We start from the raw sequence: 14326 nt of genomic DNA on the forward strand, positions 1-14326 counted from the left end.
TATCAGCCGCAGAGGACGTCGGTGACGACGTCTTCTGCGGCACGTGAGTTTGTCCCCAATCCTGTAAATGAGGTACACAGCGTGATACGTCTGATCGATATTCAAAAGTCCTATGACAACGGGACCAAGGCCCTGAAAGGGGTCAATCTGCGCATTGACGACGGAGAATTCGTCTTTTTGGTGGGTCCTTCCGGCTCCGGTAAATCCACCATTCTGAAGCTGATTACCGCTGAGATCGCCCCCACCGGCGGGCGGCTCATGGTCAACGGCTATAACCTAAACAACATTACGCCTCGGCAGGTGCCCTATATGCGGCGCACGCTGGGGGTTATTTTCCAGGACTTCCGCCTGATCGACAAGAAAACCGTGAAGGAAAATCTGGTCTTTGCCATGCAGGCGGTGGGTGCCTCTTCCCGGGAAATCCGCAAGCGGGTGGCCTATGTGCTGGATCTGGTGGGTCTGCTGGAGAAGGGAGATCAGCGCCCCGACCAGCTCTCCGGCGGTGAGCAGCAGCGTGTGGCCATCGCCCGGGCTCTGGTGAACAATCCCCAGATGATCATTGCCGACGAGCCCACCGGCAACCTGGACCCCATGCGCTCTCTGGAGATCATGATGCTGCTGGAGCGCATTAACGAGCTGGGCACCACCGTGCTGGTGGTCACCCACGAACGGGAACTGGTCAACCGCTTCTCCAAGCGAGTGGTGGCCATCGAAAACGGCAGGATCATCAGCGATGAGACAGGCGGGTATTACAACAATGAGACAACGATATAATTTTGGCTATCTGTTTTCCGAGGGCTTTCACAGTATTTTTACCCACGGATTTATGTCCTTTGCGGCAGTGTGCATGATTGTGTGCTGTCTGCTTATCATGGGTTCCTTCTCTTTGGTGGCGGTAAACGCCCAGCACAACTTCTCCGACCTGGAGCAGGAGAACCAGTTTACTGCGTACATCGATGAGACCCTTTCTCAGGAGGAGGCCCGTGCCCTTCAGGATGATATTGAGGCTGTGCCCAATGTGGCGCGGGCTGAGTTTGTTACCAAGGAAGAGGCTCAGGAGGAATTTGAGGCTGACTACGAAGGCAACCCCCTCTTTGAGGGCCTGCCCTCCAGCGTATACCGGGACCGGTTCCACATCTATCTGGAGGACATCAGCAAGTTGTCCGAGACCGAGACGGCGGTAAAGCAGGTGACGGGTGTGGCCTCCACCAAGTCTGCCCCTGAGATCGCCGAGGGCTTTACGGTCATCCGCAATATTGCCGGCGGTGTGGCCCTGATCCTGGTGGCTATTCTGCTGCTGGTGAGCCTGTTTATCATCTCCAATACCATCAAGCTGGCCACCTTTAACCGGCGGGAGGAGATCGCTATCATGAAGATGTGCGGTGCCACCAATGCCTTTGTGCGCTGGCCCTTTGTCTTTGAAGGCATGATCCTGGGCGTCACCGGCGCGGTGGTTGGCTTCTTCCTCCAGTGGGGGGTATATACCCTGGTCAGCCGTGCCATCGGCGGTACGGACACCATCGACCTCATCAAGGTGCTGCCGTTCCAGCCCATGGCCCTGTGGGTGTTTGGGGCCTTCCTGATTACCGGCCTGCTTATCGGTGTGGTGGGCTCCATGTTGGCCATCCGCAAGTTCCTGCAGGTGTGATCCGCCTGCGTCATCCGGAATAAGGAGACCTTATGAGACGGAAACATTCCAGACTCCGGCTTTTGTGCGGGGTGCTGGTTCTGGCATTGTGTACATCGGCTGCCACCCAGGTGGGGGCGGTGACTCAGAGCGAGATCGACGCGCTGAAAAAAGAACAGCAGGAAAGTCAGGCCAAGCAAGCGGCGCTGAAGGACCAGCTGTCCGATATCAAAGAGGACCAGGCCGCCGCGCAGCAGAAGCGGCAGATTCTGACCCAGCAGTTGGACGCCATCAACGCTGAGATTGCCAACATCGATGCCCAGATCTCCTACTATGACGGAGAGATCGCCCAGAAAGAAGTGGAGCGGAAAGAAGCGGAGGCCCGGGAGGCGGAGCAGTACGACCTGTTCTGCCAGCGGGTACGGATGATGGAGGAACAGGGAACGGTGTCCTACTGGTCCATCCTCTTCAACGCCGACAGCTTTTCTGATCTGCTGGATCGCATCGCTGACGTGGACGCGGTGATGGCCTATGACAACCAGATTATGGACCAGCTTGTCGCCACCCGGCAGGAGCTGGAGCGGGTCCAGGGAGAACTGGAGAGTGCCCGAGCCGAGGAGCAGGAGGCCCGTGACCAGCAGGAAGCGAAAAAGGCGGAGCAGCAGGCCAAGGTGGCAGAAGCCCAGAAGCTGCTGGATCAGATCAACGCGGATGCCGCCGAGGTCAACCGGCAGCTGGAGGCAGAGGATGCCGCCGCTGCCAGCATTCAGGCTGAGATCACCCGAAAGCAGAAACAGCTGGAGGAGGAGCGGAAACAGCAGAATGTGACCCTGCCTCCTACTGGTTCGGGATACCAGTGGCCCCTGCCCAGTAGCTGTCTGACCCTCACCTCTGCCTTTGGCTACCGCATTCATCCCATCAGCGGCCAGGCCCACAGCCATACCGGCATTGATGTGTCGGCGGCAGGAGGCACCCCCATCTATGCCACCAAGGGCGGGCAGGTCATCATGTCGGAGTATGGCTCCGGCGCCAACTGGTCCTACGGTAACTTTGTGGTCATCGACCATGGAGACGGAACCACCAGCCTGTATGCTCATATGAGTTCCCGGGCGGTGAGCGAAGGACAGTTGGTAAACCAGGGGCAGATCATTGGATATGTGGGCAATACGGGCAATTCCAAAGGCAATCACCTGCATCTGGAGGTGCGGGTTGGCGGTCGGCGAGTGGACCCGGAGGGCTGCTTCCCCGGCTTGTCCAATTCCTTTATTCGGGCCTATAATTGGTAAGCGACAGACCTACGGCACAGACAGATAAGGAGAAAAATTGTGGCAAAAAGCGGAAAGAAAACCAATCAGAAAAACTCCACAAAGAAGGTAGAACCCCGGCGCGTGGTAGTGGGTGTCCTGGCAGCAGTATTGGCGCTGCTGATGCTGCTGCCCATGGTCAGCATGATCATCAGCAGCGCAGGAGCTGTGACCCAGAGTGAGATCGATGCTCTGAAAAAGGAGCAGGAGGAGAGTCAGGCCAAACAGGATGCCCTGAAAGATCAGCTGGCTGATCTTGAGGCCAATCAGGCTGCTGCCCAGGAAAAGCGACAGCTGCTGACCGAGCAGCTCAATGCCATCAACGCTGAGATTGCCAACATTGACGCCCAGATCTCCTACTATGACGGAGAGATCGCCCAGAAGGAAGAGGAGCGTAAGGAGGCGGAGGCTCGGGAAGCGGAGCAGTACGACCTGTTCTGCCAGCGGGTGCGGATGATGGAGGAACAGGGGACGGTGTCCTACTGGTCTATCCTCTTCAATGCCGAGAGTTTCTCCGACCTGCTGGACCGCATTGCCGATGTGGATGCGGTTATGGCATACGACAATGAGGTCATGGACCAGCTGATTGCTACCCGAGAGGAGTTGGAGCGGGTCCAGGGCGAGCTGGAGAGTGCACGGGCAGAGGAGCAGGCAGCCAAGGAACAGCAGGAGGCCAAGAAGGCCGAACAGCAGGCCAAGGTGGCTGAGGCTCAGGCCCTTGTGGATCAGATCAACGCGGACACAGCTGAGGTTAACCGCCAGTTGGATGCGGAGAGCGCCGCAGCTTCTGAGATCCAGGCAGAGATCGCCCAGAAGCAGAAGCAGCTGGAGGAGGAGCGGAAGCAGAACAATATCGTGATCTCCTCGGAGACTGGTTATCTGTGGCCGCTGCCCGGATATTACCGCCTGTCCTCTCAGTTTGGTTATCGTATTCATCCCATTACCGGCGTGGCCCACAGTCACACCGGCATTGATATCCCCGCGTCGGGTGGAACGCCTATTCTGGCTGCCAAGAGCGGGCAGGTGGTCACCTCTGCCTATCACTACTCCTACGGCAACTATGTGGTCATCGACCACGGCAACGGTAACTCTACCCTGTATGCCCATATGAGTTCCCGTGCGGTGAGCGAGGGCCAGATGGTAACCCAGGGGCAGGTGATCGGTTATGTGGGTACCACCGGCAGTTCTACCGGCAATCATCTCCACTTTGAAGTGCGGGACAACTATACGCGGGTGGATCCGGAGAGCAAATTCCCGTCGCTGAATTTGACTCCCCCGTGGTAAAATTGAATGGTACATGAGGGCGGAGGGGGCAACCCCTCCGCCCTTCTTTGCTTATTACGTTCAGAAAGGAAATGATACAGTATGCGAACCAAACGCTTCTCCGCCCTCCATCTGATCATCCTGCTGCCGGTCACCATGCTCCTGACGGCAGGGGTGCTGCTGGCTGTTTTCTATGGGATCTTCGGCAAGGAGGGCCTGTCCCTGTTGGAGGGCCTCTACTTGGTCAACAGCCGGTTTGTGGGAGAGTACGATGAGACGCAGGTGGTGGATTCTGCCCTGAGCGGTATGGTGGACGGTCTGGGAGACCGGTGGAGCTACTACCTCACAGAGGAGGAGTATGAGGCACAGAACCAGCGCCGCACCAACCAGTATGTGGGCATCGGCGTTACAGTGAACTATGAGTCGGAAGATGGCCTGACCATTGTAGAGGTAACAGAAGGCGGTCCTGCGGAGGCTGCCGGCCTCCAGGGCGGTGAAGTGATTACCGCGGTGGACGGCTTCTCTCTGGCCGGTGAGGCCCGCTATGAGGGTGCTGAGCGTATCCAGGGCGAGGAGGGGACAACTGTTACCCTGGAGGTCCTGGGAACGGACGGGGAGACCCGTACGGTGGAGGTGACCCGGGCCAGCCTGGACAGCGATCCGGTCACAGCCAAGATGCTGGAGGGCAATGTGGGCTATGTGGCCCTGGCCAATTTCTACGACCACAGCGCTGACCGATTGAAGGAAGAGGTGACCCGTCTCCAGGAAGAGGGCGCCGAGGCGCTGGTATTTGATATGCGCAACAACGGAGGCGGTTACCTCAGTGAGCTGACCGAAATGCTGGACTTCTTGCTGCCCGAGGGACCCATCTTCATCAGCAGGGACCGGGCAGGCAATGAGGAGGTTACCCAGTCGGATGCCGCCTGTGTGGATCTGCCCATGGCAGTGCTGGTCAATGCCAATACCTACTCTGCCGCTGAGTTCTTTGCTGCCGAACTCCAGGAGCAGGGAGTGGCGGTCATTGTGGGCGAACCCACCAGCGGGAAGGGGTATTCTCAGCAGACCTTCGCCCTGCCCCACGGCGGCGCTATGGCCATCTCTACCGGGGCCTATTTTACCGGCAGCGGTACGTCGCTGATTGGGACCGGTTTGACTCTGGATCGGGAGGTCTATCTCACCGATGAGGGAGATGCCCAGCTGGAGGCGGCTCTGGACCTGCTGGAGCAAAACTAACAGGAAACGGGCCTTCCGCAACATCATGTTGCGGAAGGCCCGTTTTAAAATGGCGCTTAGGTGTGATCTTTGTCCCGCAGGTCCCGGAAGAGCAGAGAAATACACCAGATAGCCGCCAGACCAACCAGGGTAAAGATCACGCGGCTGAAGGTGCTGGACTGTCCTCCGAAGAGAAAGCCTACCAGGTCAAACTGAAAAATGCCGATGCTGCCCCAGTTGAGTCCGCCGATGATGGCAAGGACCAGGGCGATCTTGTCCAGGAACATAGGATATGCTGCCTCCTCCAAATTGAGATACCGCTGTTAGCATATCCTGTTTTGTGTGCAATATTCAAAAAATTTAAATGCCGCCATTTAGCTGCCTAAGAGCTTGCCCAGCCAGCTGCGTTTCAGCTTCACCGCCTTGTGGGGGCACAACTCATGACAGCAGTAGCAGCGGATACAGGAGCGCGGGTGGATCTTGGCTGTGCCGTCGGGGCCGGTCATGGTGATGGCTTTGCCGGGACAGGCGTTTTTGCAGATGGCGCACCCCACGCACACCTTGGACTGTACCCTGGGAGTCTGGGACAGCAGGCTCTTACACAGCCGCCCGGCAGCGCCGGTGAGGGGCCCCAGAAACTCCATCAGATTGCTCCGCACGTTGGCAGGAAATTTATAGTCCGGGATGCGCAAGTCATCCAGACGGGCGCCGATCAGCTCCACATCCTCCCAACGGGTGGGAGACAGCCCCCGGGCCTCCGCTGCCAGCAAAACGGGGTTGCTGTTTCGGGGCAGCCCCATGATCTCCCCGGCGATCACATCCAGAGCCAGAGGATTATCTGAGAGCAGAAGCAGGCCTACCTGTCTGGGCGTACCGGAGGAGCCGGGACCTTCCCCCTCCATGGCCAGAACGGCGTCCATGACGCTGAGGCGGGGCTTCATAAAGCCAATGAGATCCAACAGCACCTGGGCAAACTGGGCCTGATCCGGGTGAGAGCCATGGAAACCCACCTTGGTCAGGCCGGGGATGAGACCGAAGCTGTTTTTGACCGCGCCGGTCATGCCCATAAAGACATGGGTCTTCATTTTGCACAGATCAAAGATGCCGTCACAGTCCAGAGCGGGGGAGATGATTTCGGCCTGCCGGAGCACCTTTCCCTCCGGCAGCTCTACTAAACGGGCGGAGGGGTCCATGCAGACCTCGCCACCGGACTCCTGAGCAGCCTGGGCCGCACCGGTCTTTTCGTACAGATTGCGGAGTACCGATTCCTTTTGAAGCGCGCCGCCGGGACTGTCGGCGATGAGGGCAGTGCCCCCGGCCTCCCGGATCAGCTTGGCAATAGCGCCGATCACCGCCGGGTGGGTGCAAACCGCTGCCTCCGGCGGGACAGGGCGGAGCAGATTGGCCTTCAGCAGGATGCGCTCACCCGGCTGAACAAACCGGGAAATTCCGCCCATCCGCTCCACCGTTTTCCGCAGCGCAGTCTCCGCTTTGGCGTAATCGGTGCAGGAGACGACGTAAACCTGGTTTCCCATCACGCCAGAGACTTGGGCCCGAAGCCGTGGGGGAGCAGTTCATGGAGGGGCAGGCGAACGAAGTCCCGGTCAGAGCGGCCCACCAGAACCGTCAGGTCGGGAGCAAATTCGTAAAGCATCTGACGACAGGCACCGCAGGGCCAGCAGTAGTCGGTGGAGTTGCCCACCACAGCCAACCGGACAAAGTCATCCCGGTGGCCCTCGCTCACCGCCTTGACCAGAGCAGTGCGCTCGGCGCAGATGGTGGAGCCGTAGGCGGCGTTTTCCACATTACAGCCGGTGAATACCGTCCCGTCGGCGCACAGCAGGGCGGCGCCCACAGGAAAATGAGAGTAGGGGACATAGGAGCGTTCCAACATGGTAAAGGCCAGATCCACCAGTTCCCGGTCGGTCATAGCAATCCCTCCTGACAAATAAAAAGGTGGTAAAATGAGATTGGGTTCTCATTTTACCACCTTTTTTCAGGTGTGACAACTACCATTCATACCTTTCCGGGAAAGGGGACCCGGTGGACCAGCAGAATGGAGACTCCGCCGGTGACCGTTCCGGTGATGAGAGAGCACAGCAGCAGGGGGGGCAGATAAACCAGAGGAGCGGGAGTGCCCAACACGACCATAGCAGCCAGGATCTGTCCGGTATTGTGAGCGGCAGCGCCGGCAATGGACACCCCGAACAGGGACAGGCCTGGCAGCCGCAGCAGCAGGGCCATGACACCAAGGGCCAGCAGACCGCCGGTGAGAGAGAAGGCCAGTGCCATCAGGTTGCCTCCCAGCAGGGAACCCAGCAGACAGCGGGCAATGAGAATCAGCAGAACCTCCCGACCGGACAGACGGCACAGGGCGTACACGGTGACCAGATTGGCCAGGCCAAGCCGCAGGCCGGGAAGGGGGAAAAGAATGGTCAGTGGGACCAGGCCCTCCGCCACGGAGAGAGCCAGGGCCAGGGCCGTGAGGACTGCCGAGCGGGTGAGCCGTCGGAGGGAAACAGACACAGGCGAACCTCCTTCCAGGAAAAAAGAAACGCAGGTGGGGAATTTTTCAGCCTGTTACCGCGTCAAAGGGTTCAGGCTCCGTACCGGACAGGGAGATGACCAGCCGGTTGGGCAGACAGATGATCTGCTGCCCCGGGCGGCTGATCCAGCCGGTACGCACACAGTCCTGACTGGGACAGTCGCTGTGTTCAATACAGATACGGCCCTGTTCCGCCCGGATGGTGAGGGGGTAGGCTGCCCCTTCCACATCCAGCGTAACCGGCTGGGACAGCTGATCCAGGCGATACTGGGCCACTGTCTCGCCATCCAGGGTGATGACGGCGGTGACGGCGCTGCCCTCTGCAGGGCGCAGCAGGAATACCAGAAGTACCGCGAAAGCCACTACAGCCAGTACGACCAGACCGTCCCACAGGGTGGGACGGCGGCGATCAGCGGCGGGCGATCTCATAGGTATACCCCCGATCCTCACCGGCGGGGCGGTAGCCCGCCTCCAGACCTTCGGTGACGATTACCCTGTTGTCCTCCGTACACAGCACCAGCTCAAAATCATCCCTGCTGCGCCAGAAGTCCAGCGCCTCCTCCGGACCGGCTACAAACAGGGTGGTGGAGAGAGCGTCGGCCAGCATATGGTCGGAGGAAATCACCGTCACAGACAAAAGACCGCTGTCGGCGGGATAGCCGGTTTTGGGATCGATGATGTGGTGATAGGTCTGACCGTTTTCCTCAAAATAGCGCTCATACCCGCCGGAGGTGGAGGCGGTCTGGTCCTCCAGAGAGAGGACGCACAGAGCCTCCGAGGTGTTTTGCGGGTCTTTGACCGCCACCTGCCAGGCGGAACCATCCAGCTTACTGCCAATGGCGGTGACGTTGCCGCCCAGATCCAGCAGAGCGGAAGTAACGCCATACTCTCGCAGCACGGCGTCCGCCCGGCCGGCGGCAAAGCCCTTGGCCACCGCGCCCAGGTCCACTTCCATGCCTGCCTGCTCAAGTCGGGCAGAGGAGGAGGCCTCATCCACAATGAGGGCTTCGCTGTTCACCAGAGACATAGCGTCGGCCAAAGCCTCAGCTGAAGGAACGTGGCGCTCCTCCTTGGTAAAGCCCCAGCAGTCCATCACAGGCGCGATGGTGATATCAAAGCAGCCGGGCAGCAGCTGAGAAACTGATTTGGCAAAGGACAGCAGATCTGCCACCTCGGCATCCAAAGAGATCAGGGTACCGTCGCCGGCATGGCTGTTGAGAAGGGAGATCTGGCTGTCCGGATTGGTGCGGGAAAGTAGCTTGTCCAGACGTTCGACCTCCTGCCGGGCGGCCTGGATGGCATCTTCGCCGCCTTCGTTATATACACGGATGGACATGACGGTGTCCATGGAAAAGAACTGGACCTGTGCAGGTTCCGCATCGGCAGAGGGGGCGGTGCAGCCAGCTAGGAAAAGCAGACAGCAAAGGAAAGGAAGAAAACGCTTCATGATTGACTCCATTCTGCATGGTGCGGCTCCGCCAAAGACCGATGGCGCCGCGGTTTTGGAATTTTTTGCAGACTTTATTCTAGCATAGTTTTTCACGATTGAAAAGAGAAAAGGGATTCTTGACTTGCAATATGCGGCAGATTCTGATAAACTATATGAGATTGATGATTCAGAGTTGTTCGCCATATCTGCCGAACACTTTGCCACAGGAGATGGATACATGAATAAGAAAGAACAACAGAAAGCCCAGCGCGCACGGGAAGAAGACATCGTTTTGACCAAAGTCCTCTGGTGGATTCTGGGCGCTGTGGTGCTGGAGGCTCTGCTCCTTCTGCTGAACAAGGTATATGTAAACTTTACCACTGAACAGGTCTATATTGCGGTGGCCCTTCAGGGAATGTTCAATGTATTGTCGATTGTACTGCCGATCTGCTTCGTGGTTTTGCTGATTTGGACCCTGGTATTCTGGCGTGCAGGCCGTTCTCTTTGTCTGCCGGGGGTCCTGACCGGGATTTCTCTGGTGCTGGCCGTGTGTGCGGTGGTCATTCATTACTTCTATGACAAGGGCATCAATTTCCTGTACATCGCGGTGCCTGCGGTAGCCGTGCTGGCGCTGATTTACTATCTCTACCAGCGGGAATTTTTCTTTGCTGCGGTACTCGGTGCTTTGGGCCTGCTGGGCGTTAAAGTTGCTGCTCAGGCTGCCAGCAGTCCTCTGGTGGGATATGGCTATCTGGCTGTACTGGCCGTGATCGTTGTGGTTGCCGCTGTGTGCTTCCGGATGCTCCAGGCCCACAAGGGCGTGTGGAACATCAAAGGAAAGAGCAAGGAAATCCTGCCCAAGAACGCGAACTACGCCATGCTCTATGTGACCTGCGCCCTGGTCGCCGTGGTGGTAATCGCGGCGTGCGTGCTGGGGGCCCTGGCACTGCTGTACGGCGTATTGGTAGCCTGGCTGCTGATCTTGGCGGTCTACTACACCGTGCGTCTCATGTAATTGCGTGAAAGAATAAAAAAGCCCGGTTCGGCAAACGCCGAACCGGGCTTTCTCTTACAGAAGAGCCAGACCGTTGATGACCAGCTTGAACTGGAGACTCAGGTGCTCGGCCGCTCGGCGGCACAGGAGCATCCGCTCTAAAAAGATCTCAAAGTAGTCCATAACGGCACAGAACTCTGTATTGATGGTCAGAGTCAGGGTAATGGTACCGGCATCCTTGTCCAGCGAAAGATCGGAACGCTCGGCGGCGTAGTTGACCCGATCATGGATGTCAAAGCTTTGGTGCTCCTTGTTGCGGACCCGGCTGCGGCGCACGTCTGTCTTGTCAGCAAGGATCAGGGCGGCGGCCACAGGATTGACCGGGAAGGCGGTAGAGTCGTCGTGATGGCCGATGGCGGTGATGACAGCGGCTACATCTGCCGGTTCCATTCCCATCTTATCCAAAATACGAAAGGCCATAACCGCGCCGGTTTGGGCGTGATCGTGGCGGTTGACCACGTTGCCGATGTCGTGCATAAAACCAGCAATGCGGGCCAGTTCCTGCTGATGAGCATCATAACCAAGCTGTACCAGAATGTCAGCAGCGACCTCAGCGCAGCGTGTCACATGGGCAAAGCTGTGTTCTGTAAAACCTAGTGCCGACAGCGAATGGTCAGCCTGTGTGATATAGGTGCGGATCTCTTCCGCTTGGCGTACCATCTGATAACTGATTTTCATACCGGGATTTCCTCCTCTGCCAGATAGCCTGCTCTCTCATCATAACCAAGGAAGGCCTGTTTTGCAAGTTGGAGAAAAATTTTTCTGGACTGTGTAAAAAAGCGTTGACAAATAGCAAATGGTATGCTACTATATTCTGGCTGACGTACTTAACAACAGTCAGCGCCCATGCGGGTGTAGTTCAATGGTAGAATCCCAGCCTTCCAAGCTGGTCGCGTGGGTTCGATTCCCATCACCCGCTCCATACGCGCCTGTAGCTCAGGTGGATAGAGCAACTGCCTTCTAAGCAGTGGGTCAGGGGTTCGAGTCCCTTCAGGCGTGCCATTTTCCCGTTTGGTTTTTCCATATGGTGGGTGTAGTTCAGTTGGTAGAGCATCGGATTGTGGTTCCGAGTGTCGCGGGTTCGAGTCCCGTCACCCACCCCATAAACGCATGGCGGAAGGGCCGGAGCGTCCGCTCCGGCCCCTTTGCTATTGACCAGCCATGTTGGGGTGTAGCCAAGTGGTAAGGCACGGGACTTTGACTCCCGCATTCGCTGGTTCGAGCCCAGCCATCCCAGCCATATGACTCGTTAGCTCAGTCGGCAGAGCAACTGCCTTTTAAGCAGTGGGTCCGGGGTTCGAATCCCCGACGGGTCACCAAAAAGAAAACCCTGTAGCTTCAACGGCTACGGGGTTTTTTCTTACTCTCGCAACGGAAAGAGCGATTCCGTTTTACATTGTGCGTTTCCGATTTCTGTAATTAAAAACCTGGTTCAGATGCAAAAATTGCACACGCCGTTACACACGGAGCTGAGAGCAGTTAGCGCTCCCAGCTCTTTTTACTGATGTCCATATTGCACTCGATCCCGGGTCGCTGCTTCTGCATAGCCTCAAAAGCGCTGATAGCTGCGCGGCGCTCGGTTCCGGGGTATTTGGTCTCGTGCTCGGTATCTTCGTGGCCGTCCTCATAGACACGGACCAGGCGCAGGGTGTAGGTCACGCGCTTGTCATACCATCCTTTGTGCCGGATCAGGTCAAGGCGGAGTTTATAAGGCATAGTCGCAAGGACCGCGTACCGCTCTGCAAGGGCCTGCCGGTAGCCCTTGAGGGCTTCCAGCGCCTCCTCCATACGCTGGATGGTTCCGGCGGCGCTACGGTCGTACAGCGCTACGCCGTCGGTGTCGGTCAGCTTGTCCGGGCGGCGCAGGTGGTCAAAGATCTTGATCTCGGCCTCGTCACCTCTCCAGCTATGGGCAAAAAGTTCTTGCCAGGTCATAAAACATCCTCCTGTTTTAGAAAAGATTAAATCTTCCAATTTTTTGTGGTTTTTAGCGTATCGCCATCGTGAAAAGCTGCGCCGTGGGTCATTCCGGTATGGTCAACGCCTTCCCATCTATCCAGGTAAAGAAGCGCGTTTTCGTTTGCCTCCTGTTCGGTTAGGCGATATACGCGGGTCAGCCTGATCCACCCGCCGGGCCATGAATACAACCGGCCAACGCGGGCGCTTTCCTTTGTGAGTTCGGGGAGATCGGAAAGCATTTCCTTTCTTGCTGCCTGGTATTCCGCCGTTGCCTTGTTCCTATCTATGGCGGCGGAGATACGGGAAATCAAATCTTTATCATCAGAAAGCCGGGCATCAGGCAAGGCATCATCCGGCGGGCATAGTTGGCAAAAATAGAGAAGCTGGTAGCAACCCATCCCGGCGCAGCCGGCAGAATCCAGTATTGCAGGCACAGGATTCCTCCGAAGATCAAGAGGCTTTTCCCCACCATGGCAAAGCAGCGATGGAGCAGCATCAGGAGCAGGAGAAAACCGATCCATATCATTTCCATCCAAAAAGGTTGCTCACTAAAGGCTGCCAGATTGGCGAAAACCAGCAGAGCAAGACCCACCCTGGGGTCGAACACCAAACAGCGCCGTGCCTCCTCCATGTTACAGAATCCCCGCCTTCTCAAAGTGATTGCGGAACATTCCTTTGGCCAGCAGGATACCCAGAATAGCTCCCACGATAGGCGCCCCCACCAGAACCACGATCATACCCGGGGAAGTCAATGCCGCCAAGGTGGAGACATAGGCTTCCGGCATTCCCTGCTGGCTGATCTGCGCCAGAAAACTGTCCCGCATGATCCAGACAGGCAGCGGGGAGCCGATCATCCCCAGCGAGAAAAACACGTAGGCCAGAGCATTACCACGGAAAGACCGGTAATGGCTACAGATCCGGCAAAGCTCCGCCAGGATGCAGCTCACTGCAAAAGCAATGAGAATCACCACCGTAAATTGGCCAGTAACAAAGTAGATCAAGGCCGTAATAAAGCCCATCAGAACCACCGCACCGGTCTTTGGCACCTTAGTACACATCATCAGGAATGGGATACCCGCAAATATGGCGATCAGGCCAGGCATCAAGATCCAAAGCAGAGGATGCAGACCGCTGAGAAGCATAAAAGCAAAGTTAATGACAAAGTAGATGGCGGAGAAAATTCCCACCGTAATGATGTCCTTTCCCGTCATCCCTTTTTTCTGCGTATTCATGATGTACCGCTCTCCATTCATGTGGTTAGATTATGCTAACCATTATTTCTGAGAAAAGGCGCTCAGCGCGCCCCTCCTTACTGAGTATAGCGGCACATCGCAGTTCTTTCCGCTCCGATTGGACGACTTTATCCTGTTTGGTCATGGAATTTAGCGCTGTGACAGAGATGTACCATCTTCACCATACAGAATCGGTCCGAAACTGCCATGCTGACCTTGGTGGACAGCTTCAATCCGGTTCGGGTGATATGGCGGTAATAAGGCTCCTCAGCCAGCACCCTGACCCCACTGCCGATTTTTCCGGCCAGCACCGATGCGGAATCCACATAGAAAAACATCTGCGCATCTCCGTGGCCCACTTGCTTCATGTACTTTTTCCGCATCATGGCCATACCGCTTTTGCTCACGGTATCAAAGACGATTTCAATCTCTCCAAACCCCGTGAGCATCCGCAGGAGGCCCACAACCTTGCTTTCCTCAAAATAGTGGAACAGGCCGCCGGCGGTGACCAGAATAGGAGCATCCGGCACATCGGCGCGGATCTGCCTGATCCAGTCCTCGGCAAAGGCGTCTCCGGCGAGATTGGAGTGATACACTAAAACCGCACACCCAAGGTGATATAATAAAACACAGAAAGGGTGTAGCAGATGGGACAGAAATACGACGCGGAATATAAAGCCGATGTGCTGAAGCTGGCCGAT

At 57.1% G+C, this 14326-nt stretch carries 17 protein-coding genes, 5 tRNA genes and 1 pseudogene; 11 read left to right on the top strand and 12 right to left on the bottom strand.

Features of this window, described 5'->3' with window-relative positions; genetic code table 11:
* Positions 1-81 precede the first annotated feature (81 nt).
* From ftsE to B5G06_RS03735, 5 genes are all read left to right on the top strand, one after another.
* Entirely contained in the window at positions 82-774 is a 693-nt protein-coding gene (gene ftsE / locus B5G06_RS03715; protein WP_087187751.1) for a cell division ATP-binding protein FtsE, read from the top strand.
* Positions 758-1648 carry a permease-like cell division protein FtsX gene (gene ftsX, locus B5G06_RS03720; RefSeq protein ID WP_087187752.1) on the top strand — a complete coding sequence of 297 codons (891 nt, stop codon included), beginning with the start codon at positions 758-760 and terminating at the stop codon, positions 1646-1648. The genes ftsE and ftsX overlap by 17 nt, the downstream gene beginning before the upstream one ends.
* Positions 1649-1680: 32 nt before the next feature.
* A complete protein-coding gene (locus tag B5G06_RS03725; RefSeq protein WP_087187753.1) occupies positions 1681-2913 on the top strand; it encodes a murein hydrolase activator EnvC family protein in 1233 nt (410 codons plus the stop codon).
* A gap of 39 nt (positions 2914-2952) precedes the next feature.
* A complete protein-coding gene (locus tag B5G06_RS03730) occupies positions 2953-4215 on the top strand; it encodes a murein hydrolase activator EnvC family protein (protein ID WP_242955336.1) in 1263 nt (420 codons plus the stop codon).
* Positions 4216-4296: 81 nt separating this feature from the next.
* Positions 4297-5427, top strand: coding sequence for a S41 family peptidase (locus B5G06_RS03735; protein ID WP_087187754.1), 1131 nt, complete (start codon positions 4297-4299; stop codon positions 5425-5427).
* Between the two features lie 56 nt (positions 5428-5483).
* On the opposite strand, the gene B5G06_RS03740 is transcribed toward B5G06_RS03735, so the two are convergent.
* The 6 genes from B5G06_RS03740 to B5G06_RS03765 form a co-directional block, all read right to left on the bottom strand.
* Positions 5484-5693: a DUF378 domain-containing protein gene (locus B5G06_RS03740; protein ID WP_087187755.1), complete on the bottom strand. Its 210-nt coding sequence runs from the start codon at positions 5691-5693 to the stop codon at positions 5484-5486.
* A gap of 87 nt (positions 5694-5780) precedes the next feature.
* The gene (locus tag B5G06_RS03745) at positions 5781-6941 is read right to left on the bottom strand and encodes a DUF362 domain-containing protein (RefSeq protein WP_242955337.1); all 1161 of its coding nucleotides are present in this window, start codon (positions 6939-6941) and stop codon (positions 5781-5783) included.
* On the bottom strand, positions 6941-7336 hold the full coding sequence (gene cdd, locus B5G06_RS03750) for a cytidine deaminase (RefSeq protein WP_087187757.1): 396 nt from the start codon (positions 7334-7336) through the stop codon (positions 6941-6943). The genes B5G06_RS03745 and cdd overlap by 1 nt, the downstream gene beginning before the upstream one ends.
* An 86-nt stretch (positions 7337-7422) precedes the next feature.
* Positions 7423-7932, bottom strand: a complete 510-nt coding sequence (locus B5G06_RS03755) for a Gx transporter family protein (protein ID WP_087187758.1) — start codon at positions 7930-7932, stop codon at positions 7423-7425.
* A 46-nt stretch (positions 7933-7978) separates the two neighbouring features.
* Positions 7979-8380, bottom strand: a complete 402-nt coding sequence (locus B5G06_RS03760) for a NusG domain II-containing protein (protein WP_087187759.1) — start codon at positions 8378-8380, stop codon at positions 7979-7981.
* Positions 8361-9398 (bottom strand): FAD:protein FMN transferase, encoded by a 1038-nt coding sequence (locus tag B5G06_RS03765; RefSeq protein WP_087187760.1) that lies wholly within the window; start codon positions 9396-9398, stop codon positions 8361-8363. The genes B5G06_RS03760 and B5G06_RS03765 overlap by 20 nt, the downstream gene beginning before the upstream one ends.
* Positions 9399-9618: 220 nt before the next feature.
* Between B5G06_RS03765 and B5G06_RS03770 the strand changes: the two genes are divergently transcribed.
* Positions 9619-10395: a hypothetical protein gene (locus B5G06_RS03770; RefSeq protein WP_087187761.1), complete on the top strand. Its 777-nt coding sequence runs from the start codon at positions 9619-9621 to the stop codon at positions 10393-10395.
* Positions 10396-10449: 54 nt separating this feature from the next.
* Here B5G06_RS03770 and B5G06_RS03775 read toward each other — a convergent pair whose 3' ends face one another.
* Positions 10450-11112, bottom strand: coding sequence for an HD domain-containing protein (locus tag B5G06_RS03775; RefSeq protein WP_087187762.1), 663 nt, complete (start codon positions 11110-11112; stop codon positions 10450-10452).
* A gap of 170 nt (positions 11113-11282) precedes the next feature.
* Between B5G06_RS03775 and B5G06_RS03780 the strand changes: the two genes are divergently transcribed.
* From B5G06_RS03780 to B5G06_RS03800, 5 genes are all read left to right on the top strand, one after another.
* Positions 11283-11356 (top strand) — tRNA-Gly (locus B5G06_RS03780).
* A 3-nt stretch (positions 11357-11359) separates the two neighbouring features.
* A tRNA-Arg gene (locus tag B5G06_RS03785) sits at positions 11360-11436 on the top strand.
* A gap of 25 nt (positions 11437-11461) precedes the next feature.
* Positions 11462-11537: transfer RNA gene (locus B5G06_RS03790), tRNA-His, on the top strand.
* A gap of 62 nt (positions 11538-11599) precedes the next feature.
* Positions 11600-11674, top strand: a tRNA-Gln gene (locus B5G06_RS03795).
* Positions 11675-11677: 3 nt separating this feature from the next.
* A tRNA-Lys gene (locus tag B5G06_RS03800) sits at positions 11678-11753 on the top strand.
* Between the two features lie 160 nt (positions 11754-11913).
* Here the strand turns inward: B5G06_RS03800 and B5G06_RS03805 are convergent.
* From B5G06_RS03805 to B5G06_RS03825, 5 genes and pseudogenes are all read right to left on the bottom strand, one after another.
* Entirely contained in the window at positions 11914-12369 is a 456-nt protein-coding gene (locus B5G06_RS03805; protein ID WP_087187763.1) for a hypothetical protein, read from the bottom strand.
* Between the two features lie 26 nt (positions 12370-12395).
* Complete coding sequence (locus B5G06_RS03810; protein ID WP_143382707.1) at positions 12396-12737, bottom strand: hypothetical protein; 342 nt, start codon at positions 12735-12737, stop codon at positions 12396-12398.
* Entirely contained in the window at positions 12701-13003 is a 303-nt protein-coding gene (locus B5G06_RS03815; RefSeq protein WP_242955338.1) for a hypothetical protein, read from the bottom strand. The genes B5G06_RS03810 and B5G06_RS03815 overlap by 37 nt, the downstream gene beginning before the upstream one ends.
* 22 nt (positions 13004-13025) lie before the next feature.
* Entirely contained in the window at positions 13026-13625 is a 600-nt protein-coding gene (locus B5G06_RS03820; protein WP_087187765.1) for an MptD family putative ECF transporter S component, read from the bottom strand.
* A 128-nt stretch (positions 13626-13753) separates the two neighbouring features.
* Positions 13754-14326: pseudogene (locus B5G06_RS03825) on the bottom strand (hypothetical protein); the annotation flags it as partial.

It is taken from the genome of Flavonifractor sp. An52 (assembly GCF_002159385.1).
Lineage (GTDB): Bacteria > Bacillota > Clostridia > Oscillospirales > Oscillospiraceae > Flavonifractor > Flavonifractor avicola.

What these genes read in the sequence shown, in the direction of transcription:
- B5G06_RS03805 (WP_087187763.1), bottom strand. Translation starts at nt 12,369, where the DNA reads ATGACCTGGCAAGAACTTTTTGCCCATAGCTGGAGAGGTGACGAGGCC.
- B5G06_RS03765 (WP_087187760.1), bottom strand. Translation starts at nt 9,398, where the DNA reads ATGAAGCGTTTTCTTCCTTTCCTTTGCTGTCTGCTTTTCCTAGCTGGC.
- B5G06_RS03740 (WP_087187755.1), bottom strand. Translation starts at nt 5,693, where the DNA reads ATGTTCCTGGACAAGATCGCCCTGGTCCTTGCCATCATCGGCGGACTC.
- B5G06_RS03725 (WP_087187753.1), top strand. Translation starts at nt 1,681, where the DNA reads ATGAGACGGAAACATTCCAGACTCCGGCTTTTGTGCGGGGTGCTGGTT.
- B5G06_RS03770 (WP_087187761.1), top strand. Translation starts at nt 9,619, where the DNA reads ATGAATAAGAAAGAACAACAGAAAGCCCAGCGCGCACGGGAAGAAGAC.
- ftsX (WP_087187752.1), top strand. Translation starts at nt 758, where the DNA reads ATGAGACAACGATATAATTTTGGCTATCTGTTTTCCGAGGGCTTTCAC.
- cdd (WP_087187757.1), bottom strand. Translation starts at nt 7,336, where the DNA reads ATGACCGACCGGGAACTGGTGGATCTGGCCTTTACCATGTTGGAACGC.
- B5G06_RS03745 (WP_242955337.1), bottom strand. Translation starts at nt 6,941, where the DNA reads ATGGGAAACCAGGTTTACGTCGTCTCCTGCACCGATTACGCCAAAGCG.
- B5G06_RS03820 (WP_087187765.1), bottom strand. Translation starts at nt 13,625, where the DNA reads ATGAATACGCAGAAAAAAGGGATGACGGGAAAGGACATCATTACGGTG.
- B5G06_RS03735 (WP_087187754.1), top strand. Translation starts at nt 4,297, where the DNA reads ATGCGAACCAAACGCTTCTCCGCCCTCCATCTGATCATCCTGCTGCCG.
- B5G06_RS03760 (WP_087187759.1), bottom strand. Translation starts at nt 8,380, where the DNA reads ATGAGATCGCCCGCCGCTGATCGCCGCCGTCCCACCCTGTGGGACGGT.
- B5G06_RS03775 (WP_087187762.1), bottom strand. Translation starts at nt 11,112, where the DNA reads ATGAAAATCAGTTATCAGATGGTACGCCAAGCGGAAGAGATCCGCACC.